24 protein-coding genes are annotated in these 25147 nt (G+C 68.4%); 7 read left to right on the forward strand and 17 right to left on the reverse strand.

Going from position 1 to position 25147, the window contains the following annotated elements; all coding sequences use genetic code 11:
* Positions 1-158: 158 nt before the first annotated feature.
* From EV655_RS19090 to EV655_RS18630, 3 genes are read right to left on the reverse strand one after another with little or no spacing between them, the layout of a single operon-like run.
* Positions 159-398, reverse strand: coding sequence for a helix-turn-helix domain-containing protein (locus EV655_RS19090; RefSeq protein ID WP_341540301.1), 240 nt, complete (start codon positions 396-398; stop codon positions 159-161).
* Positions 290-808 carry a hypothetical protein gene (locus EV655_RS18865; RefSeq protein WP_243645031.1) on the reverse strand — a complete coding sequence of 173 codons (519 nt, stop codon included), beginning with the start codon at positions 806-808 and terminating at the stop codon, positions 290-292. Before EV655_RS18865 ends, EV655_RS19090 begins: the two co-directional genes overlap by 109 nt.
* 39 nt (positions 809-847) lie before the next feature.
* Positions 848-997 (reverse strand): hypothetical protein, encoded by a 150-nt coding sequence (locus EV655_RS18630; protein ID WP_165905308.1) that lies wholly within the window; start codon positions 995-997, stop codon positions 848-850.
* Positions 998-1421: 424 nt separating this feature from the next.
* Between EV655_RS18630 and EV655_RS08570 the strand changes: the two genes are divergently transcribed.
* A complete protein-coding gene (locus tag EV655_RS08570) occupies positions 1422-2084 on the forward strand; it encodes a helix-turn-helix domain-containing protein (protein ID WP_132543827.1) in 663 nt (220 codons plus the stop codon).
* Positions 2085-2507: 423 nt separating this feature from the next.
* Here EV655_RS08570 and EV655_RS08575 read toward each other — a convergent pair whose 3' ends face one another.
* The 7 genes from EV655_RS08575 to EV655_RS08605 form a co-directional block, all read right to left on the reverse strand.
* Positions 2508-2879, reverse strand: a complete 372-nt coding sequence (locus EV655_RS08575) for a hypothetical protein (protein WP_132543828.1) — start codon at positions 2877-2879, stop codon at positions 2508-2510.
* An 18-nt stretch (positions 2880-2897) separates the two neighbouring features.
* Positions 2898-4496, reverse strand: a complete 1599-nt coding sequence (locus tag EV655_RS08580) for an alpha/beta fold hydrolase (RefSeq protein ID WP_132543829.1) — start codon at positions 4494-4496, stop codon at positions 2898-2900.
* Between the two features lie 78 nt (positions 4497-4574).
* Positions 4575-4880 (reverse strand): hypothetical protein, encoded by a 306-nt coding sequence (locus EV655_RS08585; RefSeq protein ID WP_132543830.1) that lies wholly within the window; start codon positions 4878-4880, stop codon positions 4575-4577.
* A gap of 93 nt (positions 4881-4973) precedes the next feature.
* Positions 4974-5336, reverse strand: a complete 363-nt coding sequence (locus EV655_RS08590; RefSeq protein ID WP_243645032.1) for a GlsB/YeaQ/YmgE family stress response membrane protein — start codon at positions 5334-5336, stop codon at positions 4974-4976.
* Positions 5337-5338: 2 nt separating this feature from the next.
* Positions 5339-5974 (reverse strand): hypothetical protein, encoded by a 636-nt coding sequence (locus tag EV655_RS08595; RefSeq protein ID WP_132543831.1) that lies wholly within the window; start codon positions 5972-5974, stop codon positions 5339-5341.
* Positions 5975-6047: 73 nt separating this feature from the next.
* A complete protein-coding gene (locus tag EV655_RS08600) occupies positions 6048-6596 on the reverse strand; it encodes a hypothetical protein (RefSeq protein ID WP_132543832.1) in 549 nt (182 codons plus the stop codon).
* A gap of 237 nt (positions 6597-6833) precedes the next feature.
* Entirely contained in the window at positions 6834-7247 is a 414-nt protein-coding gene (locus tag EV655_RS08605; protein ID WP_132543833.1) for a hypothetical protein, read from the reverse strand.
* 20 nt (positions 7248-7267) lie between these two features.
* Here EV655_RS08605 and EV655_RS08610 point away from each other — a divergent pair, with 20 nt between their 5' ends.
* Complete coding sequence (locus tag EV655_RS08610; RefSeq protein WP_243645045.1) at positions 7268-7510, forward strand: DUF2478 domain-containing protein; 243 nt, start codon at positions 7268-7270, stop codon at positions 7508-7510.
* Between the two features lie 55 nt (positions 7511-7565).
* On the opposite strand, the gene EV655_RS08615 is transcribed toward EV655_RS08610, so the two are convergent.
* From EV655_RS08615 to EV655_RS08645, 7 genes are all read right to left on the reverse strand, one after another.
* On the reverse strand, positions 7566-8132 hold the full coding sequence (locus tag EV655_RS08615; protein WP_132543835.1) for a hemerythrin domain-containing protein: 567 nt from the start codon (positions 8130-8132) through the stop codon (positions 7566-7568).
* A gap of 11 nt (positions 8133-8143) precedes the next feature.
* Entirely contained in the window at positions 8144-8944 is an 801-nt protein-coding gene (locus tag EV655_RS08620; protein WP_132543836.1) for a peptidylprolyl isomerase, read from the reverse strand.
* Positions 8945-8949: 5 nt separating this feature from the next.
* The gene (narI, locus tag EV655_RS08625) at positions 8950-9720 is read right to left on the reverse strand and encodes a respiratory nitrate reductase subunit gamma (protein WP_132543838.1); all 771 of its coding nucleotides are present in this window, start codon (positions 9718-9720) and stop codon (positions 8950-8952) included.
* A gap of 12 nt (positions 9721-9732) precedes the next feature.
* Positions 9733-10446 carry a nitrate reductase molybdenum cofactor assembly chaperone gene (gene narJ / locus EV655_RS08630; protein ID WP_132543840.1) on the reverse strand — a complete coding sequence of 238 codons (714 nt, stop codon included), beginning with the start codon at positions 10444-10446 and terminating at the stop codon, positions 9733-9735.
* Positions 10446-11969, reverse strand: coding sequence for a nitrate reductase subunit beta (gene narH / locus EV655_RS08635; RefSeq protein WP_132543842.1), 1524 nt, complete (start codon positions 11967-11969; stop codon positions 10446-10448). Before narH ends, narJ begins: the two co-directional genes overlap by 1 nt.
* Positions 11966-15694, reverse strand: coding sequence for a nitrate reductase subunit alpha (locus tag EV655_RS08640; protein ID WP_132543844.1), 3729 nt, complete (start codon positions 15692-15694; stop codon positions 11966-11968). Before EV655_RS08640 ends, narH begins: the two co-directional genes overlap by 4 nt.
* A gap of 64 nt (positions 15695-15758) precedes the next feature.
* Entirely contained in the window at positions 15759-18479 is a 2721-nt protein-coding gene (locus tag EV655_RS08645) for a nitrate/nitrite transporter (RefSeq protein WP_132543846.1), read from the reverse strand.
* A 252-nt stretch (positions 18480-18731) separates the two neighbouring features.
* Here EV655_RS08645 and EV655_RS08650 point away from each other — a divergent pair, with 252 nt between their 5' ends.
* The 5 genes from EV655_RS08650 to EV655_RS08670 all read left to right on the forward strand — a co-directional run bounded on the left by EV655_RS08650 (position 18732) and on the right by EV655_RS08670 (position 23803).
* The gene (locus EV655_RS08650; RefSeq protein ID WP_132543848.1) at positions 18732-19430 is read left to right on the forward strand and encodes a cyclic nucleotide-binding domain-containing protein; all 699 of its coding nucleotides are present in this window, start codon (positions 18732-18734) and stop codon (positions 19428-19430) included.
* Between the two features lie 16 nt (positions 19431-19446).
* Entirely contained in the window at positions 19447-19758 is a 312-nt protein-coding gene (locus EV655_RS08655; protein ID WP_132543850.1) for a carboxymuconolactone decarboxylase family protein, read from the forward strand.
* 1049 nt (positions 19759-20807) lie between these two features.
* Positions 20808-21491, forward strand: coding sequence for a protein-tyrosine phosphatase family protein (locus EV655_RS08660; RefSeq protein ID WP_132543852.1), 684 nt, complete (start codon positions 20808-20810; stop codon positions 21489-21491).
* Between the two features lie 12 nt (positions 21492-21503).
* Positions 21504-22931, forward strand: a complete 1428-nt coding sequence (locus EV655_RS08665; protein WP_132543854.1) for a hypothetical protein — start codon at positions 21504-21506, stop codon at positions 22929-22931.
* A 2-nt stretch (positions 22932-22933) separates the two neighbouring features.
* Positions 22934-23803, forward strand: a complete 870-nt coding sequence (locus EV655_RS08670; protein WP_132543856.1) for a metallophosphoesterase family protein — start codon at positions 22934-22936, stop codon at positions 23801-23803.
* The last annotated feature ends 1344 nt before the right edge of the window (positions 23804-25147 follow it).

Below are 25147 nucleotides of genomic sequence, written 5' to 3' on the forward strand. Positions count from 1 at the left end.
TGGCGCGGCCCGCAAGAGGCCCGCTCCCGTCCCGTGAACCTTACCCGTCCGGAAAGGATGTCGCGCGGTGCGGCAATGGAAACAATCCGATTGGCGCAGGCCCTATCCGGATCGCGCAGCCGCGCGAAAAAAGGTCGCGGGCCTACAATCGGCGCGCCTTACCGCCTGGCCCGCGTCTGCGACGGGGCTTCGCCGAAACGCGCGCGATAGGCCGCCGAGAACCGGCCAAGATGGCCGAACCCGCAAGTGATAGCCGCCTCCGTCACCGTCGGCGCGCTGTCGGGCAGGCTCAGAAGGCGCCGCGCCTCCTCCAGCCGGAGGCGGTCAGCACGGCGTGCGGGCGCGTTCCGAGTACCAGCCGAAAGGCGGTCTCCAGCGTCCGGGTGCTGACGCCGCAGGCCTCTGCGACCTCGACCATCGTCTCGATCTCGGAGAAATGCGCGCGCATGTGGTCGAGCGCGTTGCCGACATGCCGGTAGGCGGGGCGCAACTCGACCGCGGCGGGCAGGTGCAGGACCTCGGCCGCGGCCAGTACCTCGACCAGCTTTTCCGAAAGCATCCGGGTCCAGTTCAGGCAGGAGGCCGCCTGCGCCACCCGGGGCGAGCCCCGTTCCAGTTCGGACACGAGGACCCGCACGAGGCCGAGCAGTTCGTCCAGTTCGGGCAACGGCGTGCGGCCCAGCGCCAGCGCGACGTCGCCGAACCGGAACCTCCGCGTGACGGTGTCAAGCCGGTTCGCCGCGTCCTCGACGGTGTCGACGGGCAGGGTTACAGGGATCCCCAGGAATGCGTGGCCCCCGTCCCCCACCGCACGGGTTCGCCGCCGGTTCGGCGAAAACAGCAGCGCCTAGCCCGGCCGCGCGGACAGCCCGGTTTCCCCCACCGCCGAGAACAGGCGCCCCGAGACCGGGGCGACGAGGCTGACCGAGACATGTTCGGACAGATCAACCTCGTGCCCGGTCGACTGGACACGGCCCACCGCAAGCGGCCCCACCATCGCGCGGTCGATCCTGCAGAAAGCGCTTGCCGCCGGCAAGAGCGTGAGGCTGTCGCATCCGCTGAACAGGCCCGAGGGCCGATGTCCGGAGGCCCCGGTCCTGTGCGTCATCAAGGTCTCGAAGCGCATCTTCCTGGAGCGGTCCCCTGCCATCGGCCACGCGGCGGTTCCAGATGATGCTAGCAGGAACGGGCGGCAAAGTCTTGCCCGGCCCGCGCAGCCCAATTCGGTCCTGGAGGATGCGGGGGTCGGACCGTTCTCTTCCCGCCGTTGGCCGAAAGATCGGCTGTTCTTGCCTTTGGCGGGCGATCGGCGCACGCGAAGGCAGAGGTTCGCGCGGTGTTTCTTGAAATGCGCGCGTCTTCCAGACACGAATCTGTTAATCTTTTGCCAAGTTCCCATCCTGCGTCGGGCGGAGAGCATCTTGGACGGAAAGACGATCCGGCACATGCGTCGGCGCCTCGGGGTCACGCAGCGGCAACTGGCCGACCGGCTCGACGTCGACCAGGGCACGGTCAGCCGCTGGGAACGCGGGGTCGAGCGCCCGCGGCCCCGCCGGGAGGCAGAACTGCTGAAATTGCTGCGGGACAATGAAGACCGGCGCCACCTGGCCCGGAGCCTCGCGCTGGTTCGCCATGACGTGCAGACGGCCGCGCTGCTCGACGCACGTCTGCGGCTGGTCGAGGTCTCGGCGACGGGGCGTGCGCATTTCCGGGCACGCGGGTACGACCCGTCCGCGCTGCTCGGCACGGATTTCGAACGATACACCGACCGCCTGGGCTGCCCGGAGCTGGCAGAGCACCTCCTGCGGTCGGGACTGCAGGGCGGCGATTCGCTTCTGTTCCGCTTCACCGCCAACTTCCGGGGGGCGGGACACACGACCATCTGGGAACCCTTGCTCGAAGACGGCCGGGTCGTCGGGGTGCTGACCTACGTCGCGTCCTACTTCGCGTTTCCGGACAACGGCGACGTTTCCATCGAGCGCGTCGATTTCATTCCGGCCGACGGAAGCGATCTTGTCCTGCTGCACGAGGGGGTCAGGTCCGGGGCGATCCGGCAAGGGCCTGCCCAGGTGTTGCGGCTTTGAAGGAGGCTCCTGTCGGGTCAGGTCCGCTGCGTGATCGCAGGCGCGATGACGCGAAACGCAGTCTTTTGCCCGTCCAGCCGCGCCGACAGGTCCGATAGCCCATCGGGGGGAACGAACCGGAGCCCGGGCGTGGCCACCCATCGGCGCTGGCATGAAAGGCCCGGCTGGCCCTGCGCGGTCGCGATGCCGCCGCGGTGACCGCGAAAGACCCTCTGACCCGAGGCGGAGCCCCCCAGGTATCGTGCACCCATCCTTCTGATTTCTGTGCTGGCGATCCAGCCGCACCTGGCAACGGCCGGCAGCCTCGGCGAACCGGCCGACGACCGCCCCCCCCGTCGCCGCCGCCCCTTCCGCCGCATCGTCCGACTGGACGGGCGCCCGTGCCGCGCGTCATCCCGTGGCGGTCCGGGGCCGCGCGGTCGTTCAGCCGAAGGCCGCGAAACCCTGGTCGATCCGGGCCAGGATCGCGTAGGTGACGACCCCCAGCATCGCGGCCAGCAGGACCCCGCCCGCCAGCAGGTAGGCCACCAACCGCGCCACGTCCGGCCTCAGGTTCTGCGCGGTGGGGTCATCACTTCGCCGCGCCACCACGGCGATGGCGGCGACATGGCGCTGTATCCCGAACAGCAGGACGCCAAGGGTCAGGAAGATGGCGGTGACGGCCAGGCTGATGCCGAGAAACGTGCCGCTCTGCGGCGCGTGGTCGGCGATGAACAGGCTGGCCGTCACCAGCGCCCCGGCCGAGAGGCTGAACGCCATGGCCACGAGATAGACGGCCCGGAACAGGACGACCACGCTTGTCCCTTTTGCCGCCTATTGCACGCTGATCGTTCCGTCCGGCAGGACGAAGCCGCGGCGGGGCATGTCGGCGATGCAGCCGGTGTCCGGCGCGGCAGCCGGATCTGCGAGGAAGGCGCGCAGGATCTGCCCGGCGCACTGGTTGATCTCGCCAAGCTGGACATGCGTGCCTTCGGGGAATTCGACGATGGTGGCGCGCGGCAGGGTCGCGGCGACAAGCTCGCTCCGGATCACCGGCGTGCGGGCGTCGAGGTCGCCTGCCAGGATCAGCGTGGGCACGTCGGTCGTCACGTCCACGTCGGTGTCGTCGGGCAGCGGCGGCACGTCGACCGCCCGGCAGAACTCGATGTATTCCTCCAGCACCGCGGCGCCGTAGGCACGGGCATAGGCGCTGGCGTCGGGGTCGACGATCATGTCGTCGGCCGAATTCACCGGATCGTCCGAACAGACGACGGCCATGTGCATCAGAATCGCCGACTCGCCCTTGGTCGCCCCGCGCGAGGCGACGATGGCGGTGCCCTTCTGCTGGCCGAGGATCTCCGCGGCAGAGGTCCGGCCATCGGCGAGGATGGCCGTCAGAACCGCCGGCAGCGACCGGATGCCGATCTGGCCGGTCTGGAACCCGAAGATGGTATTGGCAAGGTCGGCCGCGGTCAGCGTCAGATCGAGCCGGATGCCGGGGTCGGCCGGGTCCTGGTAGGTCGTCCGGATCGGGCCGTTGTCGAACAGCGCCATCGCCTGGCCGATCAGCGCGGGAATGTCATAGGCCTGGGCGCACTTGGCGTCGGCGGCACAGAGCGCGGCCAGCTTGTCGGTCGCCACGTCGACATCGCGCACGCGCTCCTGCACCCAGCTTTTCCGGGACAGCGAATTGGCGCCGTCGAGGACGACGGCCTGCAGGCTGTCGGGGAAATCGCGCATGAAGTGCTGGCCCAGCTGCGCCCCGTAGGAGGCGCCGTAATAGACGATCCTGTCATAGCCCAGCGCCGCGCGCGCCGCGTCCACGTCGGCGGCGATCCGGACGCTGTTGTATTGCGCAAGGTCGATGCCGGCGGCGCGCGCTTCCGCGACGCAGCCCGCCAGGGCCTCCCGGCCGAGTTCCAGGGCTCCGGCCTCGTCGAGCCCGCGCTCGTGGGCGGTCCAGGGCAGGCCGTAGATCCCGGGGCAGTCAAGCACCGGGACCGCGTTCGCCGTGCCGCGCTGGTCGAGGAAGACCACGTCGCGTTCATCCAGGACCGGGCCGAGGAACCCGTCCCCGAACAGCAAGAGGCTTTCGGGCTTGATGAAGGTGTTGCCGGGACCACCGGACAGCATGAAGAGCGGCGCTTGCGGGTCGTCCGTCCGGGCGGACAACCGCAGGAAACCCAGCTTGATTTCGGGACTGTCCGCCCGGTCCGGGTTCTCGGGCACGACCACGTAGCCGCACTCCTGCGTCAGCGGCGGCGTGGTCTCGGGGGCGGCGAAGAAGCAGTCCGCCAGCGGTTCGACCCGCGCCTGTGCCGCGGCGGCCGTGGCCGTTGAGGCCGCGCCGAGGCAGACAAGGCCGGCCGCCCGGATCAGGGCGGCGCCGTTCATCGCAAAGAGGCTGTCATGGGTGTTGTTCACGGGGTCCACGCTTTCGAGCATTTGACAGGGGTCGCGGGCCGGTCGTGCGGGTCGGCCCCCTCCCGGGGGGAGAGGGCCGGTTTCCCGTCAGCAATCCTGTGCGGGCAGCATGGTCACGTCGGAATAGCGGCCGTTCGAGGTGGTGATCCGGGCACAGGCGCCGGTCGAGCGGTTGAACCACCACGTCGTCAGGCCCTGCGTCCGGACGGGTTCGTAGCCGAGATTGGTGATGCCCATCTCGGCCTGACCGGCCCGCGCGCCCTCGAACGAGGACAGGTCGTATTCGCTGCCGACCATCGGTCGGCCCGCCTCGGTCGAGGCGGTATCCTCGACGCAGCCCGAAAGCGCGACAAGCGCGGCGGTGGTCACGGCGAGTTTGAGTTTCAGGGTCATTGGTTTTCCTTTCCTTTTAAGAACAAAGCGGTAGCGATGAGTCTCCCGGGCCAGACATGACCCGGCAGGGCGTGGATGTCGGCAGGGCGCCGGTCAGCCCGCAAGCCTGCGGATCAGGCGCACGACCAGCAGGAGCAGGACCGCGCCGATGATTGCGGGCACGAAGGCCCCGACCAGGCCGCCGCCGAGCGACAGCCCGAGCGCGGGAAACAGGAACCCGGCCAGGACCGACCCGCCGATCCCGATCAGGACATCCACCAGAAAGCCCGAGCCACCGCCCTTGACGATCAGGCTTGCGAGCCAGCCGACGATGGCGCCCACGGCGATCATGATGACGAGCCCGATGACAAAGCCCACACCGGCTCCGACCGCCTGCGCGGCCTGCACGGCCGGATCCTGGGCAAGGGCGGGCCCTGCGGCGAGACCGGGGAAAAGCGAAAGACGAAGCTGTTTCATGGTCAGTCGATCCCGAAGATGACGTTGTACGCGGCGGTGCCGCCGCCGCGGTTGATGACCTCGACCACATGATCGCCCGATTGCCACAGCTGGCCGCGATACTCGCGGTCCGGCGTCATCTGCTCGAGCAGGAACGTGCCGTCGGGGTTGAAGATCTGGTAGGAGACGCCGGCATCGCCGGTCGCGACGCGGACGTAGAGGTTCTGGCCGTCCTTGGCGCCGAGCACGTAGCGCGCGCTGCCGCCCGGCGACAGCGTGCCCGTAAGTTCAGCCCCCGACGCGCCGGCGTCGAACCGCACCCGCGCGGACGAGGTCGCTGGCTCGGACGCCGCGCCGGCCATGGCCCCGCCGCCATCTTCGGCGCCCTCGGCGACGGTCAGTTCGCCCACCGAGCCGTCATTGTAGCCGATGCAGCGCCAGACGGTGCCGCCCCCGTCGCGCAGCATCACCAGCGTGCCCGCCTCGGAGAATTCGCTGCTGAGGACTTCACCGCCGGCCTGGGCGTCCGGGCCGCCCACGGCGCGCAGCCGCTCGATGCAGCCGTCGATCGCGAACTGCTCGTCGGCGGATGCGGGCGGGGTGATCCCGAGGGCGATCGCCATCGAGGCTGTCGCGAGGATGAATGTGAAGGTCTTCATCTTCTGGTTCTCCATGAACGATCGGGCCGTGGAAACTGTTGGCGGATGCGGCAGCCGGGCCCGGCCGCCCCGGTCAGAGACGTCCGTCCTCGGTGCTGAAGACGGTGCCTTCCGCGTTGACGTTGCAGACGCCATGCCGATGGCCGGTGGCGACCTCGACCCGGTATTCCTGCCCCCCCGCCTGGGAAAAGGTTCCCATCGCCGAGCCGGCCACGTGGATGTCGCGGGGGTTGCGCCCCCATTGGGCCGAGGCCTCGCTTACGCAGATCCGCATCGCGAGGTTGGGCGCACCCTGTGCCGCATCGTGCCGCTTGTAGGCCAGCCGGTTCGCGCGTTCGGTGTGGCCGGGGTCATAGCCCGAGCCATAGGCGGCGCTCGACCATGCGGAATCGTAGGGCTTGTTATGTAGCCCGTAGCGATAGCCGCGTTCGAAATCCGCCTTGTCCTGGCCGGTTTGCAGCGCATGGCCCTCGCGGGAATGGTCTTCGTGATGGGCGAAGGCCGCGATCCCGAGGATCGCGAGCGCGGCGAGGGCGGCCTTGTCGCTCTCCTCGCTGGCGTGGACGGGCAGGGTTGACATGACGAACAGAACTGTCGTCGCGGCGATTGCGGTCCGGTTCATTCACAAGTCCTTCCAAGGCATATTCATTTTCGGTCTGGGTGCAAAAAAATACGGCCGTCTTTCCCGTCGGCATCCCGTGCGACCGTGGCCGCTGCGGCAAAGGTGAACGTCCTGGCGCGGTGATGCGCCTGCATTGCCGATCCCCGACTTTTCGGTCCCCTCCAGAATCGACGCTTTGCAACCGTTGACCAAGGTCGTTGCTGCGAGAAGGGCGAAAATATGCGAACCGAAGAAATGTCAGCGTGATCGCTTTTCGGGCGGCGTGTCCCAGTCGGTGCGCGCGAGGTCCATGCCCTCGGCCGCGCATACCTGCCCCGCGACATCGGCCGCGGTCAGCCTCAGCGCCACCGCCCCCTCCTTCAGCCGCAGGCGCAGTTCGGATGGGCCGGGGCGCAGGCCGTGGGTGGCGTTGCAGACCCCGCCACAGGCCGCGACCTCTGCCAGCAGCGCGTCGCCCGCGGCCTGCCAGCGGTCGGTGATCTCGTCCAGCGTTGTGGCCCGGATCTCGTCGCCCAGGAGGTTGGCGCTGACGGTCGCCACATGGGTCCCGCCCTCGCCCGCCGTGGCGTTGAGGTTGAACCGCGTCTGGACCGAACGGACCAGCGCCGTACCGCCCGGTTGGTCGGCCGCAAGGGCCGCCTCGGTGCGCATGCCGCCTGAACCCCGACGCGCTGGCACGCGCCGTTGTCGAGGTCGATCGGCGGCTCTCAGGGTCGGTCGAAATCCTGCTTCTGAACAAGTTCGGGCCGCACGAGGCAGAGGGGCGCGGGTTCCGGGATTCGATCGCGTGCGCGCCTGAACGGGGTCTTCCCGTGCTGATGGGTGTCGGTCGCTTCAATCTCGAAGCGTTCGACGACTTCGCCGGCGGACTGGCCGAAGTCCTCCCGCCGGATCAAGAGGCCATCCGGGCCTGATGCCTCGACGCAATGGATGCGATCGCTGCCTGAGGCCACGTTGCAGCGCAACGGGTCACCGGGCGTTCGCGGTCCCCGGTGTCAGGTCGAGTCCGCGGCGGGCGGCCATCCGGTTGCGCAGGTCGGCAAGGTCGGCGCGGGTCAGCCGCGCGCGGGCCAGCGGCAAAAGGACGGCGTTTTCAAGGATCATGTGGCGGCGATAGGCCGAGGCAAAGCCGCGCAGCGCGGCCAGGTCGCGCGGCGTTTCTCCGGCCAGGATCGCGCGCAGGATGCCGCGCACCTCGGCGGCCTGGGGTCTGACCGCGTCATGCTCGGCATCGAGTTGCGCCAGAAGATGGTCCATCCGGTCCTCGGGCGCGGCGCGGCGCCTGAGCAGCGGGAAAAGGTCCTGGTCCTCGTCGAGCGTGTGCACGGGCAATTCGGTTTCCATATGCGTCAGCAGGGCCGCCGCCTGGGCGGTGTCGCGCCCTGCCGACGCGGCCAGCCGCTCCAGCTCCGCCAGCATCAGCCGCTGACGGTAATGGTCCGCGGCCAGCGCATCGAGCGGATTGGCATAGCGTCGCAGATCGACCGGCCGCGTGCCGTCGTCGCGGGGCGGGGCGTGGTCGATCTGGGGGCACATGGCCTTTCTCCTCAGAGGATGTGGCGGGCCGGGTCCAGCCCGGTCACGCGGGTCCGCTCCAGCAGGTCGGCGACGAAGTCGCGGGCCGCCTGCGCCCAGGCCGCCTTTTCCAGCGCCTCGGCGATCTCGGCCCGGACGGTATCCAGGTCGAAGGGCCGGATCGTGCCGCCCGCGTGGGCATCCACGCGCAGGACATGCACGCCATAGCGGGTCTCGACGCTGATGATCTGACCCTCGGCCAGCCCGGCCAGCGCGGCCTCGAACTCGGGAACGGTGTCGCCCGGCGCGATCTGGCCCAGCTGCCCGCCCGCCGTGCGCGAGGGGCAGTCGCTTTCCTGCCCGGCGATGCGGCCGAAGGCGTCGGGGGCCTCGGCCAGCCGCCGCAGCGCCGCCGCGGCCTGGGCCCGTGCCTCGGCGCGCGCCGTGTCGTCCTCGGGCTTCGCGGCATAGAGGATATGCGACACCTGCCAAAGGTCGGGCGTGCGGAACCGCTCGGGCGCGGCGTCATAGGCGGCGCGGATCGCGGCTTCGGTGACCGGGACGGGGTCGATGCGTTCCTCCATCAGCGAGCGGATCAGGGCCTCGTCCTCGGTTTCGCGGCGGTGGGGGGCAAGCTCGTGCGGGCTGGCTGCCAGCCCGGCGCGCCGGGCCTCCTGCAGCATCGCCTCGCGGATCACCAGCGCGCGGGCCGCCTTGCGCCAGGCGATCCCCGGCTTGTCGGGGGGTGCGGGCTGGTTCTGCGCCTCGGCCGCAATGGCGGTGGGGGCGATTGCGACGCCGTTCACGGTGATTTCGGGAAACAGGGGGCTCATCGGGTCTACTCCGCCGGTCGGGGTTGGGTGCCGGCGACGGGGGCGCCGCGGCGTTCGGGGGCGCGGTGCGGGACCGCGCCGGTCCGCTCGGGCAGGGCCACGCGGCGGCGCGAGCGCACGATCTGGTAGCCCGGCCGGTAGAGATAGCGCAGCGGCACCGAGAGCATGTGCACGAGCCGCGTGAACGGGAACAGCAGGAAGATCGTCAGCCCCAGGAACAGGTGCAGCTTGAACAGGATGTTCACGTCCGCGATGTAGCTGGCCGCCGCGCTGTCGAAGGTCCAGATACCCTGCGCCCAGGACATGAACTTGGTCATCTCGTGCCCGTCGAGGTGCTGCAGCGAGACGAAGATCGTCAGCAGGCCCAGCACAAGCTGCGCGATCAGCAGCCCCAGGATGCCGATGTCCGCGAAGCTCGATGTCGTGCGGATGCGCGGGTCGGTCCAGCGGCGGTGGAACAGGAGGATCCCGCCCGCCAGCGCCATCACGCCGGCGATGCCGCCCGCGACGACGGCCAGCGTCTGTTTCGCGCCGTGGCTGATGCCGACCGCGTCGAACACCCAGATCGGCGTCAGAAGCCCGATCAGGTGGCCGAAGAAGATCACGATCACGCCGACATGGAACAGCACCGAGCCGAGGATCAGCTGCCTGCGCCGCAACAGTTGCGAGGACGAGGATTTCCAGGTGAACGGGTCGCGTTCATAACGCGCGATGGACCCGAGGACCAGCACCGCCAGCGCGATGTAGGGGTAAATCCCGAAGAGAAAGTTGTGCATGACGTGCCTCCGTCAGTGGGATGCGTGCCGGCCCGGGGCCGGAACGTCGTTGCAGGGGGTATCCATGCGCGCGAGCATGTCGCGCACCTGGGGGCACCCCGCGCCGGGGTCGGGGCCGAAGGTGACCTGGGTTTCCTCCCAGACGGCGTCGAGCGCCGCGAGGTCGTCGGGGTCGTCCTCGGGTTGCGCCAGCAGGGCGTCCACGGTCCGGGCGTCGGCCGTCTCGCCCGCGAGATGCAGAAGCGCGCGGAACACGCCCGCATAGGGGCTTTGCCGTTTGTCCAGCCGCTGCGCCAGCACCTCGAAGATATGCGCCGCATCGGCCAGTGTCTCGCGCGCCTCGGCCTTGGGCCGGTGCGCCAGGAATTCCAGAAGCACCGGCAGGTGATCGGGCAGTTCCTCGGTCGCGGGCTCGAACCCGCCCCGGCGATAGGTCTCGATCAGGTCGACCATCGCGCTGCCGCGGTCCCGGCTTTCGCCGTGGACATGCTCGAACAGGTTCAGCGACAGCGACCGCGACCGGTCGAACAGCGACACGAACCGCTCCTGCTGGTCGTGCAGATCCATGTCGTGCAGTTCGTCCAACAGCGGCAGAAGCTGCCGGCGCACGGCCGGGGTCAGCAGGTCTTCCACCAGCATCGCGTCGGCGATGTCCCAGGTGGCGGCCTTGAATTCGGCGCTGGGATAGCTCAGCATCGCCGAAAGGGCCTTCAGGGTGATCTTCATCAGAACGCCTCCGACGGAAGGGTGAATTTCTTCTTCTTGCCGCCGAAGAGCGAGCCCTCGGACATGCCGGTGGAACAGCCGTTGCCATCGGTGAAGCCGCAGCCGCCGCGCAGGTCCATCGCCTCTTCGGCGAGTTCCCGGTGGGTCGTCGGGATCACGAAGCGGTCCTCGTAATTGGCCAGCGCCATGATCCGGTACATGTCCTCGATCACCCGGCCCGAAAGGCCGACGCGCGCGGCGATGCCCTCGTCGGTGACGCCGTCGATAGTCTTGGCGCGCATGTAGGCGCGCATCGCCAGCATCCGTTCCAGCGCGGAAACCACCGGGGCCTCGTCGCCCGCCGTCAGCATGTTGGCGAGGTACCGGACCGGGATGCGCAGGCTGCGCACGTCGGGCATCTCGCAATCATGGCCGATCTTGCCCGCCTCGGCGGCGTTCTGGATCGGCGACAGCGGCGGGATGTACCACACCATCGGCAGCGTCCGGTATTCAGGATGCAGCGGGAAGGCGACCTTCCATTCCATCGCCATCTTCCAGACCGGCGAGTTCCGGGCGGCCTCGATCCATTCCTGGGGCACGCCATCGGCCAGCGCCATCTCGCGCACCACCGGGTCGTTGGGGTCGAGGAAGACGTCGAGCTGTGCGCCGTAAAGGTCGGTCACCTTCTCGGAACTCGCCGCCGCCTCGATCGCGTCGGCGTCATAGAGCATCACGCCCAGATAGCGGATCCGCCCCACGCAGGTTTCCGAACAGACCGTGGGCATGCCCGACTCGATCCGCGGATAGCAGAAGGTGCATTTCTCGGACTTGCCGGTGTCCCAGTTGTAATAGACTTTCTTGTAGGGGCAGCCCGAGATGCACATCCGCCAGCCCCGGCATTTCTCCTGGTCGATCAGGACGACGCCGTCCTCCTCGCGCTTGTAGATCGCGCCCGAGGGGCAAGAGGCCGCGCAGGTCGGGTTCAGGCAGTGTTCGCAGAGCCGGGGAAGATACATCATGAAGGTGTTCTCGTATTCCCCGTAGATCTCCTTCTGCACGCCCTCGAAGTTGTAGTCCTGCGACCGTTTCGAGAATTCGCCGCCGAGGATCTCCTCCCAGTTCGGCGCCCATTCGATCTTCTCGATCCGCGCGCCGGTGATCTTGGAATAGGGCCGCGCGGTCGGGAAGGCCTCCATCTCGGGGGCCGATTTCAGGTGGTCGTGGTCGAAGTCGAAGGGTTCGTAATAGTCGTCGATCTCGGGCAGGTCGGGGTTGCCGAAGATGTTGGAGAGAATCCGCCACTTGGCGCCCTGTTTCGGCTGGATGTGGCCGCGCCGGTTGCGCTCCCACCCGCCGTTCCAGCGTTTCTGGTTCTCCCAGTCCTTGGGATAGCCGATGCCGGGCTTGGTCTCGACGTTGTTGAACCACGCGTATTCGACGCCCTCGCGGCTCGTCCACACGTTCTTGCAGGTGACGGAGCAGGTGTGGCACCCGATGCACTTGTCGAGGTTCAGCACCATGCCGATTTGCGCACGCACTCTCATTCCGCGGCCTCCTGGGTTGCGGGACGGTCGAGCCAGTCGACCTTGTTCATCTTGCGGACGATGACGAATTCGTCCCGGTTCGAGCCGACGGTGCCGTAGTAGTTGAAGCCGTAGGCCAACTGGGCGTAGCCGCCGATCATGTGGGTGGGCTTGGGCACCGCGCGGGTGACCGAGTTGTGGATGCCGCCGCGGATGCCGGTCTTTTCCGATCCGGGCGTGTTCACGATCTTCTCCTGCGCGTGATACATCAGCGTCATCCCCTCCTTCACCCGCTGCGAGACGACCGCGCGTGCGGTCAGCGCGCCGTTCACGTTGAAGGCCTCGATCCAGTCGTTGTCCTCGATCCCGGCCTTCTTCGCGTCGACCTCGGAAATCCAGACCACCGGCCCGCCGCGGTTGAGCGTCAGCATGTGCAGGTTGTCGGAATAGGTCGAATGGATGCCCCATTTCTGGTGCGGCGTGATGAAGTTCAGCACGACATGGGGCCGGTCGGTTTCGGGGTTCACCTCCGCCGTGATGGTTTTCAGGTCCACCGGCGGGCGGTACTGGCACAGCGCCTCGCCGAAGGCCCGCATCCACAGGTGATCCTGGTAAAGCTGCTGGCGGCCGGTGACGGTGCGCCAGGGGATCAGTTCGTGGACGTTGGTATAGCCGGCGTTGTAGCAGACCTCCTCGCTTTCGATGCCCGACCAGGTGGGCGAGCTGATGATCTTGCGCGGCTGGGCGGCGATGTCGCGGAAGCGGATCTTGTTGTGCTCCTGCCCCTCGGCCAGATGCGCGTGGTGTCGGCCTGTGGGCTTCTCCAGCGCCTGCCACGCCTTGACCGCGACCTCGCCGTTGGTTTCCGGGGCCAGCATCAGGATGACCTCGGTCGCGTCGATGTCGGTGACGATCTTCGGCCGCCCCTTGGCCGGGCCGTCCGCCCAGACGCCGTTCAGCTTGGCCAGTTCGTGGATCTCGGCCTCGGTGTTCCAGCCGATGCCCTTGCCGCCGTTGCCGAGCGTGTCCAGCAGCGGCCCGACCGACACGAAGCGGTCATAGAGCGCGGGGTAGTCCCGTTCGACCGCGACATAGTTCGGGGCGGTCTTGCCGGGGATCAGGTCACATTCGCCCTTCTTCCAGTCCCGCACATGGGGCTGGGCCAGTTCTCCGGGCGTGTCGTGCAGGATCGGCGCCTGGACGATATCGGTTTCCACGCCCAGGATTTCCGGCGCGACCTCCGAGAATTTCCGGGCGATCGCCTTGAAGATCTCCCAGTCCGATTTCGACTCGTAGGCCGGGTCCACCGCCGCCTGCAGCGGGTGGATGAAAGGGTGCATGTCCGAGGTGTTGAGGTCGTTCTTCTCGTACCAGCTGGCGGTCGGCAGGACCACGTCGGCATAGACCGCCGTCGTGCTCATCCGGAAGTCGATGCAGACCAGAAGGTCGAGCTTCCCCTCGGGCGCGGTGTCGTGCCAGACGGCCTCCTTCGGCTTCTCGCGGCCCTCGGCGCCCAGATCCTTGCCCATCACGCCGTTGTCGGTGCCCAGAAGGTGCTTGATGAAGTATTCATGCCCCTTGCCCGACGAGCCCAAGAGGTTCGACCGCCAAACGAACAGGTTCCGCGGCCAGTTCTCGGGCGCGTCCGGATCCTCGCAGGACATCTGGAGCGTACCCGATTTCAACCCCTCGACCACATACTCCTTCGGGTCCTTGCCCGCCGCCCTGGCGGCCTTCGCCACCTCCAGCGGGTTGGTCTTGAGTTGCGGGGCCGAGGGCAGCCAGCCCATGCGTTCGGCGCGGATGTTGTAGTCGATCAGAGCGGCGTCCCAGTCGCCCTCGGGAGCGGTGGGGCTGAGGATTTCGCGCACGTTCAGCGTTTCATAGCGCCACTGGTCGGTATGCGCGTAGAAGGCCGAGGTGCCGTTCATCTGCCGCGGCGGGCGGTTCCAGTCGAGCGCGAAGGCGAGCGGCAGCCAGCCGGTCTGCGGACGCAGCTTTTCCTGGCCCACATAATGGCTCCAGCCGCCGCCCGACTGGCCGACACAGCCGCACATCACCAGCAGATTGATGATGCCGCGATAGTTCATGTCCATGTGGTACCAGTGGTTCAGACCGGCCCCGAGGATGACCATGGACTTGCCGTGCGTCTTTTCCGCGTTCAGCGCGAATTCGCGGGCGACCGTGATCGTCTTGTCGGCCGGAACGCCCGTGATCTTTTCGGCCCAGGCGGGGGTATAGGGCAGATCCTCGTCATAGGATTTCGCGATCCACGCGCCGCCCAGGCCCCGGTCGAGGCCATAATTGGCGCAGAACAGGTCGAAGACCGTTACGACCAGCGCCTCGCCATCGGCCAGCTTCACCCGCCGGGCGGGGATGTTGCGGGTCAGCACGTCGGGATGGCCGCATTTCACGAAATGCTGGTGCGCGGCGCCGCCGAAATAGGGGAAGTCGACGCCCACGACCTCGTCGTGGTCCTCTTCCAGGATCAGGCTGAGGCGCAGCCTGGTCTCCTTGTCGCCGGCACGTTCTTCGAGGTTCCAGCGGCCTTCCTCGCCCCAGCGGAAACCGACCGACCCGTTCGGCACCACGATGCCGCCGGTCCCGTCGTCGAAGGCAACGGTCTTCCAGTCGGGGTTGTTGGTCTGGCCGAGCTTGCCGTCGAAATCGTCGGCGCGCAGCATCCGGCCCGGCACCAACCGGCCGTCCTTTTCGTCCAGCCGCACCAGCATCGGCATGTCGGTGTACTTGCGCGCGTAATCCTCGAAATAGGGCGCCTGGCGGTCGAGGTGGAACTCGCGCAGGATCACGTGGCCCATCGCCATCGCCAGCGCGCTGTCGGTGCCCTGCTTGGGGTTCAGCCAGATGTCGCCGAATTTCGACGCCTCGGAATAGTCGGGGCAGATCACCGCCGACTTGGTGCCGCGATAGCGCGCCTCGGTGTAGAAATGCGCGTCGGGCGTCCGGGTCTGCGGCACGTTCGAGCCCCAGATCAGCAGGAAGCCCGCGTTGTACCAGTCGGCACTCTCCGGCACGTCCGTCTGTTCGCCCCAGGTCTGCGGGCTGGAGGGGGGCAGGTCGCAATACCAGTCGTAGAAGGACAGGCAGGTGCCCCCCAGGAGGCTGAGATAGCGCGAGCCGGCGGCATAGGAGACCATCGACATCGCCGGGATCGGCGAAAAGCCGAAGACGCGGTCAGGGCCATACGTCTTCGCCGTCCAGGCGTTCGCGGCCGCCACGATCTCGGTCGCCTCGTCCCAGCTCGCGCGGACGAACCCGCCCTTGCCGCGGATGCGGGTATATTCTGCGCGCAGGACCGGGTCTTTCTGTATCGCGGCCCAGGCCTGGACCGGCGATTTCGTCCGGCGCAGCTCGCGCCACATCCGCATCAGGCGGCCGCGGACCAGCGGGTGCTTCACCCGGTTGGCCGAGTAGAGATACCAGCTGTAGGAGGCGCCGCGCTGGCAGCCGCGGGGTTCGTGGTTCGGCAGGTCGGCGCGGGTGCGGGGATAATCGGTCTGCTGGGTTTCCCAGGTCACGATGCCCGACTTGACGTAGATCTTCCACGAACACGACCCGGTGCAGTTCACCCCGTGGGTCGAGCGCACGATCTTGTCGTGGCGCCAGCGGTTGCGGTAGGTCTCCTCCCAGTCGCGGTCTTCCCTGGTCACCTGGCCCCAGCCGTCGGAGAATCTCTCCAGTTCCTTGGGCTTGAGGAAGTTCAATCTGTCGAGAAGGTGGCTCATCTGGCTGTCCTTTCGTATTGCAGCGTCCAGGCGGCGGCGCGCGCCGCCCGGAAATCGGTCCGTGTCATTCGGCGGGCTGGGCGGCGGCCGGGGCCGCGGACCGGTGCTCGATGTCGTGGAGAAGCCCGCGGGGGCGCGTGTAGACGGCCCAGGTGATCGCAAGGCAGAGCGCGTAGAAGATCAGGAAGGCCCACAGCGCCCCCACCGGTGAGCCGGTCATCGCGATCGACGTGCCGTAGCCCTTGGGGATGAAGAAGGCGCCATAGGCCGCGATCGCGCTGGTGAAGGCGATGATCGCCGCGCTTTCGCGCTCGGCCTGCTTGCGGCGGGCCTCTGCGCCGAGCTCGGGCATCAGCCGCGGCACCTCGCGCCCCATGATCGCCGGGATCATCTGGAACGTCGAGGCATTGCCCACGCCGGTCAGGAAGAACAGCGCCATGAAGGCCGCGAAGAAGCCCGCGAAGCTGCCCGCCCCCATCGCCATGATCACCGCGAAGGTGGCGACGATCATGCCCGCGAAGGTCCAGAACGTGACCCGGCCACCGCCGAACCGGTCCGAAACCCAGCCCGTGCCCGCCCGGCTGAGCGCGCCCAGAAGCGGGCCGAGGAACACGAAGTTGATCGCGTTGACCTCTGGGAAGGCGATCTTCGTCAAGAGCGGGAAGCCCGCCGAATAGCCGATGAAGCTGCCGAAGGTTCCTGTGTAGAGGATGCACATCAGCCAGGTGTGCCTGCGGCTGAAGATCACCGACTGTTCGCGGAAGCTGGCCCGCGCATCGGCAATGTCGTTCATCCCCAGCCAGGCCGCCGCCGTGGCCAACATGATGAACGGCACCCAGACAAAGCCCGCGTTCTGCAGCCATACCTGCCCGCCGTCCGACAGCGCCTGCGGCGCGCCGCCCATGGCGCCGAACACGCCCGCGGTGATGACGATGGGCACGAGGAACTGCATCACCGAGACGCCGAGGTTGCCAAGGCCCGCGTTCAGCGCCAGGGCGTTGCCCTTTTCCGCCTTGGGGAAGAAGAAGGCGATGTTGGCCATCGACGAGGCGAAGTTGCCGCCGCCGAAACCGCAGAGCAGCGCCAGCGTCAGGAAGATCAGGTAGGGCGTCTCGGGGTTCTGCACCGCATAGCCGATCCCCATGGCCGGCAGCAGCAGCGAGGCGGTCGACAGCGTCGTCCACAGCCGCCCGCCGAAGATCGGCACCATGAAGCTGTAGAAGATGCGCAGCGTCGCACCCGAAAGCCCCGGGATCGCCGCCAGCCAGAACAGCTGGCCGGTGGTGAAGTCGAACCCGATCGCGGGCAGGCGCGCCACGACCATCGACCACACCATCCAGACCGAGAACGCCAGAAGCAGTGCCGGGATCGAGATCCACAGGTTGCGGCGCGCCACCCGGCGGCCCCTGTCGGCCCAGAAGACCGGGTCCTCGGGCCGCCAGTCCTCGATCACGCGGGGTAGTTCGGTCTTGCCGGGAACGTGGACCTCTTCCATTTCGGGCAGGGCCGGCAGCCGGTCCAGCTCGGTCCCGCGGGCGCGCCGTTCCATCGCGCGGATCGACAGGTGCATCCAGGTCAGCGCCACGGCGACGATGCCGAACAGCAGCACGAAGCACGAGGTGTAGACGCCCGTCAGGTCGAGTGCGGCGCCGAACAGGATCGGCAGGATGAAGCCGCCCAGGCCCCCGAACATGCCCACCAGGCCGCCCACCGCGCCGACGTGATGGGGGTAATAGACCGGGATATGCTTGAACACCGCCGCCTTGCCGAGGCTCATGAAGAAGCCCAGCGCGAACAGGATCGAGATGAATGGCCACAGCCCCATCGAGGTCGAGAAGGCGATCGGGCCGTCCTTGCCCTGGATGATGTAGTCGGTCGGCGGATAGGACAGCATGAACAGGAACAGCAGCGAAAAGCCGAAGGTCCAGTACATGATCGCCCGCGCGCCGAACTTGTCGGACAGCACGCCCCCATAGGCGCGGAACAGCGAGGCCGACAGGCTGAAGGTGGCCGCGGCCATGCCCGCGTTCCGCACGTCGAGGCCGTAGACGTCGATCAGGTAGTGCGGCATCCACAGCGCCAGCCCGACGAAGGCGCCGAACACGAAGAAGTAGTAGAGCGAGAAGCGCCAGACCTGGAGGTTCTTGAGCGGCGCGAACTGTTCGGCGAGCGAGGGCGCGCGGATGCCCTTCTGCCGGCGTTCGACCAGCGCCGGGTCGTCCTTGGCAAAAAGGAAGAACAGCACGCCGATGGTGGCCAGCGCCACGGCCCAGACATGGGCGACGGTGTGCCAGCCATAGGCCACCAGAACGAAGGGCGCGATGAACTTGGTCACCGCGGCGCCCACGTTGCCCGCCCCGAAGATGCCCAGCGCCGTGCCCTGGTGGCCCGCGTCGTACCAGCGCGAGACATAGGCCACGCCGATGATGAACGAGCCCCCCGCAAGGCCGATGCCCAGGGCCGCGACCAGGTACATGGTGTAGGTGTCCGCCAGCGTCAGCGCCCAGGTGGCCAGCGCCGTCAGGATCATCTGCGCGGAAAAGACAAGCCGCCCGCCGTATTTCTCGGTCCAGACGCCCAGGAACAGGCGCGTGACCGAGCCCGTCAGGATCGGGGTCGCCACCAGCAGGCCGAACTGGGTATCGGTCAGCCCAAGCTCGTCCTTGATGGCCACCCCGATGATGGAAAAGATCGTCCAGACCGCGAAACATGCGGTGAAGGCGAAGGTGCTGAGGCCGAGTGCGCGATACTGATCGCCCCTTCGGACCCCCGTCAACGTGTGCATGCGGTGCCCCTCCTTCTGCGCGGCGGTCCCACGGGACGTGCCGGATTTGCGGCAGCGTTCAGGTGGTTCAGCCCGCAAAAACTTGATCTCGATCAAGCGGGCGGCGCGTGCAGACGAAACAAGGGTGCTTGGGAAATCCTTGGTGTCGGCCCGGGAAATGGAGCAAGTGTGTTCCGTCGCATACCGAATTCAGGACTTGACTTTGGGGGTGTGATGGCTTGATTTTTATCAAGCGTTTCTGGCGGGGGTGCCATGCGCGAATCGGAAATCCGCGAAATTCGAAGTCTCGCGATCTTCGCTGACATGGCCGCGGACGCGTTCGACCGGCTGTGTCGTGGCGCCTATGTGCAGACCTTCCCGCCGCAGATCGAGTTGATCACCGAAGGCGAGCCCAGCGATTTCCTGCACATCCTGTCTGAAGGCCATGTCGAGATGTTCGCCCGCTGGAACGGCCGAGATACGACCATGGCGCTGCTCAGGCCGGTGACCAGCTTCATCCTGGCGGCGACCCTGCGCGACCGGCCCTATCTGATGTCCGCCCGAACGCTGGAAAAATCCCGCATCGTCCTGCTGCCGTCCGAGGATGTGCGCGCGGTGTTCGAAACGGACAACGCGTTTGCCCGTGCGGTGGTGGCGGAACTGGCCTGCGATTTTCGCGACGTGGTCAAGACCACCAAGAACCTCAAGCTGCGCAGTTCCATCGAGCGGCTTGCGAACTACCTGATCCGACGGCAGACTCTGGCCCAGGGCGCGCCGAGCTTCGAGTTGCCGGTCGAAAAGCGCAAGATCGCCTCGCTGCTGGGCATGACGCCCGAGAACTTCTCGCGCGCGTTGAGGACGCTGGCCGAATACGGCGTCGAGGTGGACGGGCTGACGGTGACGATCCGCGATCGCGGGGATCTGGAACGCCTGGCCCGGCCGACGCCGCTGATCGACGACCCCGCAAGCTGATCGGAAGGAGGATACCATGGCCGACAAGATTCCCAGCGCGCCGGCCCGGCTGGCCGAGGCGCATCCTGACGTCTGGAAGGCCTACAGCGCGCTCGGCGCGGCGACCGCCGCCGCGGGGCCCCTGACCGAACGCGAGCGGCGGCTGGTCAAGCTGGCCCTTGCCGTGGGCGCCGGGTCCGAGGGGGCGGTACATTCCCACACCCGCCGGGCGCTGGCCGAGGGCATCGGGCGCGACGCGCTGCTGCATGTGTCGATGCTGGCCATTGGTCCGCTGGGGTTGCCGCAGGCGGTGGCGGCAAAGACCTGGATCGAGGATATCGAAGGCTGAACCCGGCCTCGCCAAGGGCACCGGCGCGCAGGGCCGGAGAGAGGCGCTGACCGGCCGGTTCAGCGATGCGAACGGGTCTGTCACATCGCCTGTCCTGGCTGACAGACGGGAGTGTTTCCTTTCCTCGCCGGACCAGCATCGCCAGATTGCCCGGCGTTTCCTGCCCATCAGCAGCCTGCCCAAGCACCTGCAGTCCGCGCTTCTGGACGCTGCCCGGACGCTGCTGTTTCCGCTCGGCGCGACGATCTTCGCGCAGGGGAAACCGCCCGCGCGATCTGGGTCGTCCCGAGGTCTGGCCGATCCTCTGACCGCTCGCCGAGCCGTGCCTCGGCCGCAGCCAAGCGATCCGCGAATCGTGGGGCCGCCGCGGTTGGCCTGAACACGCGGGCCGGAGAGCACCGGGCCGTCGCCACCGTGAACCGCGTGACGGTCGAGCCGCGTGACGGTCGCGATCCACAACCATCCGAAAAGGCCCGGCACCCCCACGAGCACGTTCACGGTGGAGCGGAACAGCGTCAGCACGAACAGGGCGATCAGGGCAGCGGCCTGGCGCACCGCATCGGCTTCGTCCCAGAGCCTGCGCAGGCCCGACCGGCCCGGTCTGTCGCGCGGCAGCGCGGTCATCGGCCGCCCCCCGGCGCATCCGCGGATCGGCGATGGCGTAGGCGATGTCGGACACTGCACACCACATCGCCCAGATCCACCGCCTTCATCCGCGCCGGAAAGCCCACTGGCTTGCCTCGGCATCGTGTGCATTGAAGAGCTTACTGCCGTCCGCTGGTGTTCCGGTTGCCGGGCTTGTCGACACAGGTCGACACGGAAGCTGGTTGGTCGGGCATTGAGCCGCACCGGGTTGCGCGCCAACGGCTGTGGCGAGGCCCGGCGGGACACGCCGTAGGCACGCTGCGCAAATCGGATAGCATTGCCGTCAAAGGCCGCCGATCATCCCCCGAGTCGCCGCGCAGCCCAGGCGGCAGGTCTGCGCCTGCGACGGGCGGCGGCCGTGCGGGGCAGGGCGGCATCCGGTTGAACCAGGAAGGGAGCCGAGGATGATCGAAGGACTGCGGCGGGACGGCGGGACGCGGCGGGCAGGATGGGCCGCCCTGCTGGTGGCGGCGCTGGCGGCGGGCGGCGCGTCGGCCGAGGGCTTCACCGCGCGGAGTGGCGGACCGGGCCACGCAGAGATGGTCGGGCGGAATGGACAGAGCCCGGCCGAGGGACTGGCCTTCGTCCGCCCGGTGCTGTCGGGGGTGCTGTACCGTGCAGGCTTCAAGGGTGGCGACAAGGGCCGCACGGGACTGAACGATACCCAGCGCAAGCAGCTGTGCGCGGCCGGCTTCTCGTCGGCGCGCTACATCGACTTCGGCAAGAACACGAAGTTCGGCGAAACCTCCTGCGGCGGCGGGCGGCTGGCCTATGCGCCGGGCAAGTCGACCCGGCCGGACGACGTGCTGAAGGAAATCCACGCCATCATCAAGGATCCGGGCCGCGGGCCGATGCTGGTGCACTGCATGTGGGGCGTACATTCCTCGGGCGCGATCTCGGCGATGGCGCTGGTGCAGTTCTGCGGCTGGAGCGAGGACCGCGCCAAGGCCTATTGGGACGAGGCGCGCAACGGTGCCGATTGTTCCGACGGCTGCGATGCCTGGATCGACCACCATTTCGAGCATTTCTCTCCCAGCCCGGCGCTGGCCATCTCGGCGGCCGAACGCGCCGCCATCTGCCCCGACTGAAAGGACCGAGCCTTGCGCCTGACCCTGACCGCCGCCCTGTGCCTCACCGCTTCCGCCGTCTCGGCCTCTGACGCGGTCGAGGGCACGGCCACGCGATTCACCAGCCCCAACGGCGTGACCGAGACCTGCGTCCGCATCGCGCCGATGCCCGGCGCGGTCTATTCCGAGGCCGACCTCGCCGCCGAGGCTGCCTTCTGCGCCATCGACCTTTACGACCCGGCCGTGGGGCTCTGCCCCAAGACCTGGAGCACCAGCCCCGGGATGATCCTGCACGACCTGTCCGAAGGGCCCTATGCCGGCGACCGGCGCGGGTTCGAGGCCAATGCCTGCCCTCAGGGCAAGGAGGCGAAGGAGGCGTCGGGCGGCGAACTGGCCAAGTTCAAGCCGACGATGAACGCCAGGGGCACCAGCGGCACCTTCTCGCCCTCGCCGCTGCTCTACTACCACCTGTCCCGCTACTTCGGCATGGACATCGGCGTGCCGGTGGCGGTCTGGCGCAGCATGGACCGGGGCGCGCACCTGTCAGAGGTCGCGCGCCCGGGCGTCGCGATCTCGGGGCACAGCCATTCGTCCGACATGAACCGCTCGGGCTGGCAGATTCTGGTCGCGGCCGACCAGGACCCCGGCACCTACAGCCCGACCGATGAACTGTTCACCGCCGACCGCAGCGCGCTTTACGGCGTGATGCTCAAGTCGAAGGGCGACCGCTACAATTCCGAGGTCAACGGCACCCGCGCCTCGGGCTGGGGCAAGGGGCAGAACCTCGACTTCCAGAAGACGGCGCCCTTCCTCGCCCTGCGTGCCGCGGGCCCGATCGAGGCCGCGATCGCGGCGGGCGTGGCCGAGGCGGTGAAGGACCCCCAGATCGCCAGGGACATGGGGGCCGGTGTCGCCCCCGCGCAGGTCGCATACTGGATGGAGGACCTGACCGGACTCGTGCTGCTGGACTTCATCCTCAGCCAGCAGGACCGGGTCGGCAACATCGACTTCGTTCCGGTCTGGCACTGGGTCGAGACCGGCGCGGTGCGGACCCAGGCCGCCGCCAAGCATGGCGACGACGCGCCGCCCGCACCCGGCGCGATCCGGATCAAGCGCACGCATCTGAACGACAACGACGCGGGCGCGCGGGTGGAATACGCCAACTATGCCAAGTCCACGGGCATGCTGGAGGGGCTGCGCCATTTCCCGGCCGGGACCTATTCCCGGCTGATGGCGCTCAATGAGGACCTGGCCGCCGGGGGGCCGCTGCATGCCTATCTGAAGGACAGCTTCGGACTGACCGAGGCGCAGTTCGGCCAGCTTGTGCGCAATACCGCGATGGCGGCCGATATCCTGTCGGCGGCCTGCGCCGGGGGGACGCTGGCCTTCGATCTGGAGGCCGAGGCGTTCCTGAAGGACGGCAAGGTGAGCCCGGCCGCGGTCGACTGCGCGGGGCGGTAGGGATGGACCGCCGCGGCTTCGTTGCGGGGGCGCTGGCGGCGGGCGCCTTGCCCTCGGCCGTGCATGCGGGGCATCCGCGGCGCATCGCGTTGATCTCGGATCTGAACGGGAGCTACGGCTCGACCGGGTATGGCCGCCCCGTGCACGCGGCCATCGCCCGGATCGTGGCCGACCGTCCCGATCTGGTCATCGTCGCGGGCGACATGGTGGCCGGTCAGCGGGCGGCGCCGAAACTGACCGGGCCCGAGCTGGCCGCGATGTGGGCGGGATTCGATCTGGCCGTGGCCGCCCCCCTGCGCCGGGCGGGCATCCCGATGCTGGCGGTCGCGGGCAACCACGACGCCTCGGCCTATCCCGGATTCGAGGCCGAACGCCGGGCCTTCGCCACGGCCGCGGCGTCCTGGCAGCCGGGCCTGCCCTTCGTCGCGGATCGCGCCTGGCCGTTCCACTTCGCCGCGCGGGCGGGGGATGTGCTGGTGGTCGGGCTGGACGTGACGGTGCCCGGCCTGCCCGCGCCGCCGCAGATGACGTGGCTGCGCGACCTGCTGGCCGCGGGGCGGGGGCGCAATCGCGCGATCCTCGTGGTCGGCCACCTGCCGCTGGTGCCCGTCGCGCAGGGGCGCGAGCGCGACATCATCGGCGACGCGGCGTTCCAGCGGGTGCTGGAGACGGGGCAGGCCGCCGCCTATCTCAGCGGCCACCACCACGCCTTCGCCGCGCGGCGCATCGGCTCGGTCCTGCATGTCGCGCAGGGTGCGCTGGGAGGCGGGCCGCGCAAGCGCATCGGCGAGACCGCCCGCGCGCCGCAATCCTTCACTTGGCTGGAGATCTCCGATTCCGGCGGGCTGACGGTTCGCGAGGTCCTGCCCTGAGCGGGTCCCGGCGCGCGGCGTTGCGCATCAGGTAGACGTCGATCCGGTAGTCGCCGCTGGAGGGCAGAACAGCCTTGAACCGGTTGCCGACGATCGAGCCGGCATGCATCGCCTCGGCCACCTTGCCGCTGGTTTCGGCGACGCAGCGCCTCGTCGCCAGCAGGCGCGTTCCCGCCTCGGATGGCGGGCACGTTCGGATCGCTCATATGCGAAGTGCCCGGCGAGACGTCGTTCCCGGTTTCGGCCCTTCTGCGCAAGATGCGTCGACCGGCTTTTACGGCCGGTCGATCGAGGCGATGCCCGCGTCGCGCGCGGGTCGACAATGGCCGTGCCGGGTGACCCGCCTTGCGGAGAACCCGACCGCCCGCGCCGCCCCGGTAGAGCCCGCGCGGATGTCCTTGGCGAGCGCGTTTTGGCGTGGTGATGGCTTTCGCTCGGCGGCGGCGCAGCTTTTGCACAACCCGCCAGGATCGGCAGGTCTAGGTAGAATCCTGGTGCCGTGATCCTTGGACTGTCGCGGCACGGCAACCGGCATTGCACGGGCGCCGGTCGACTCCATCAGGCCAGACGATGCCCCATGACAGAAGTTGCCATGGCGGACGATCCAGATTGGCGTGACTGACGGGCGGGTATCACCGCGGACGCACCCATGGCGGCGTTGCGGGCACCAGCCCCGGCACTTGAAACAGGCTGTAGAGGAGCCCGCCCCGATGAAAATTCTTAAAGCGATCCTGCGCGTGCTGACGGCGCGCGCCAGATGCACCCGCTGCGGAGAGAGGTTGCATGACGGCCTCTGCCCCAGATGCCATTTCGCGGCCTCCGAGGACTGAAGTCACATCACATTCACGCGCCTCGGGGGCTGGTTGGGTATCCGCGTGCCCTGAGACGTGCCCGAGATGCCGCGCAGGATCGTACAGCGATACCGCGGCGCCCGTGGCGGCCGGGTATTCGGGGGGGGGGGGGGGGGGGGGGGGGGGGGGGGGGGGGGGGGGGGGGGGGGGGGGGGGGGGGGGGGGGGGGGGGGGGGGGGGGGTGGGTGGGTACCCGGGTGCCCTTAGCCGGGCCCGCCAGGCCGCGCAGGATCTTACCCCGATACCGCGGCGCCGGGGGCGGCCGGGTTTTCGCCCCCCCCCCCCCCCCCGGACCGGCACAGGGTCTTGTCGGTCGCGGTTGCGCCAGCGGGCGCCACCCTGCGCGTATCAAGGGCCATGGGGGCCTTCCGTCGATCCGGATGCAGGGTGATGGTCCCTGCGGGCAACGTCGCGACCGAGGCGCGAGTTCTGCAACAGCGCCCCTGCTGGTGGTGAACCTGCTTGATCGCAGGCCCGATTCAGGCGACATTGA

Origin of the sequence: Rhodovulum euryhalinum, from assembly GCF_004342445.1 — a bacterium.
Lineage (GTDB): Bacteria > Pseudomonadota > Alphaproteobacteria > Rhodobacterales > Rhodobacteraceae > Rhodovulum > Rhodovulum euryhalinum.

Bases quoted from the DNA above. Each gene is read 5' to 3' on its own strand.
- EV655_RS08660 (WP_132543852.1), top strand. From the start codon at position 20,808: ATGATCGAAGGACTGCGGCGGGACGGCGGGACGCGGCGGGCAGGATGG.
- narH (WP_132543842.1), bottom strand. From the start codon at position 11,969: ATGAGAGTGCGTGCGCAAATCGGCATGGTGCTGAACCTCGACAAGTGC.
- EV655_RS08605 (WP_132543833.1), bottom strand. From the start codon at position 7,247: ATGCGCACCGAGGCGGCCCTTGCGGCCGACCAACCGGGCGGTACGGCG.
- EV655_RS08620 (WP_132543836.1), bottom strand. From the start codon at position 8,944: ATGAGCCCCCTGTTTCCCGAAATCACCGTGAACGGCGTCGCAATCGCC.
- EV655_RS08645 (WP_132543846.1), bottom strand. From the start codon at position 18,479: ATGCACACGTTGACGGGGGTCCGAAGGGGCGATCAGTATCGCGCACTC.
- EV655_RS08595 (WP_132543831.1), bottom strand. From the start codon at position 5,974: ATGAAGACCTTCACATTCATCCTCGCGACAGCCTCGATGGCGATCGCC.
- EV655_RS08590 (WP_243645032.1), bottom strand. From the start codon at position 5,336: ATGAAACAGCTTCGTCTTTCGCTTTTCCCCGGTCTCGCCGCAGGGCCC.
- EV655_RS08655 (WP_132543850.1), top strand. From the start codon at position 19,447: ATGGCCGACAAGATTCCCAGCGCGCCGGCCCGGCTGGCCGAGGCGCAT.
- EV655_RS08615 (WP_132543835.1), bottom strand. From the start codon at position 8,132: ATGTGCCCCCAGATCGACCACGCCCCGCCCCGCGACGACGGCACGCGG.
- narI (WP_132543838.1), bottom strand. From the start codon at position 9,720: ATGCACAACTTTCTCTTCGGGATTTACCCCTACATCGCGCTGGCGGTG.
- EV655_RS18630 (WP_165905308.1), bottom strand. From the start codon at position 997: ATGGTGGGGCCGCTTGCGGTGGGCCGTGTCCAGTCGACCGGGCACGAG.
- EV655_RS08670 (WP_132543856.1), top strand. From the start codon at position 22,934: ATGGACCGCCGCGGCTTCGTTGCGGGGGCGCTGGCGGCGGGCGCCTTG.
- narJ (WP_132543840.1), bottom strand. From the start codon at position 10,446: ATGAAGATCACCCTGAAGGCCCTTTCGGCGATGCTGAGCTATCCCAGC.
- EV655_RS08650 (WP_132543848.1), top strand. From the start codon at position 18,732: ATGCGCGAATCGGAAATCCGCGAAATTCGAAGTCTCGCGATCTTCGCT.
- EV655_RS08585 (WP_132543830.1), bottom strand. From the start codon at position 4,880: ATGACCCTGAAACTCAAACTCGCCGTGACCACCGCCGCGCTTGTCGCG.
- EV655_RS08600 (WP_132543832.1), bottom strand. From the start codon at position 6,596: ATGAACCGGACCGCAATCGCCGCGACGACAGTTCTGTTCGTCATGTCA.
- EV655_RS08640 (WP_132543844.1), bottom strand. From the start codon at position 15,694: ATGAGCCACCTTCTCGACAGATTGAACTTCCTCAAGCCCAAGGAACTG.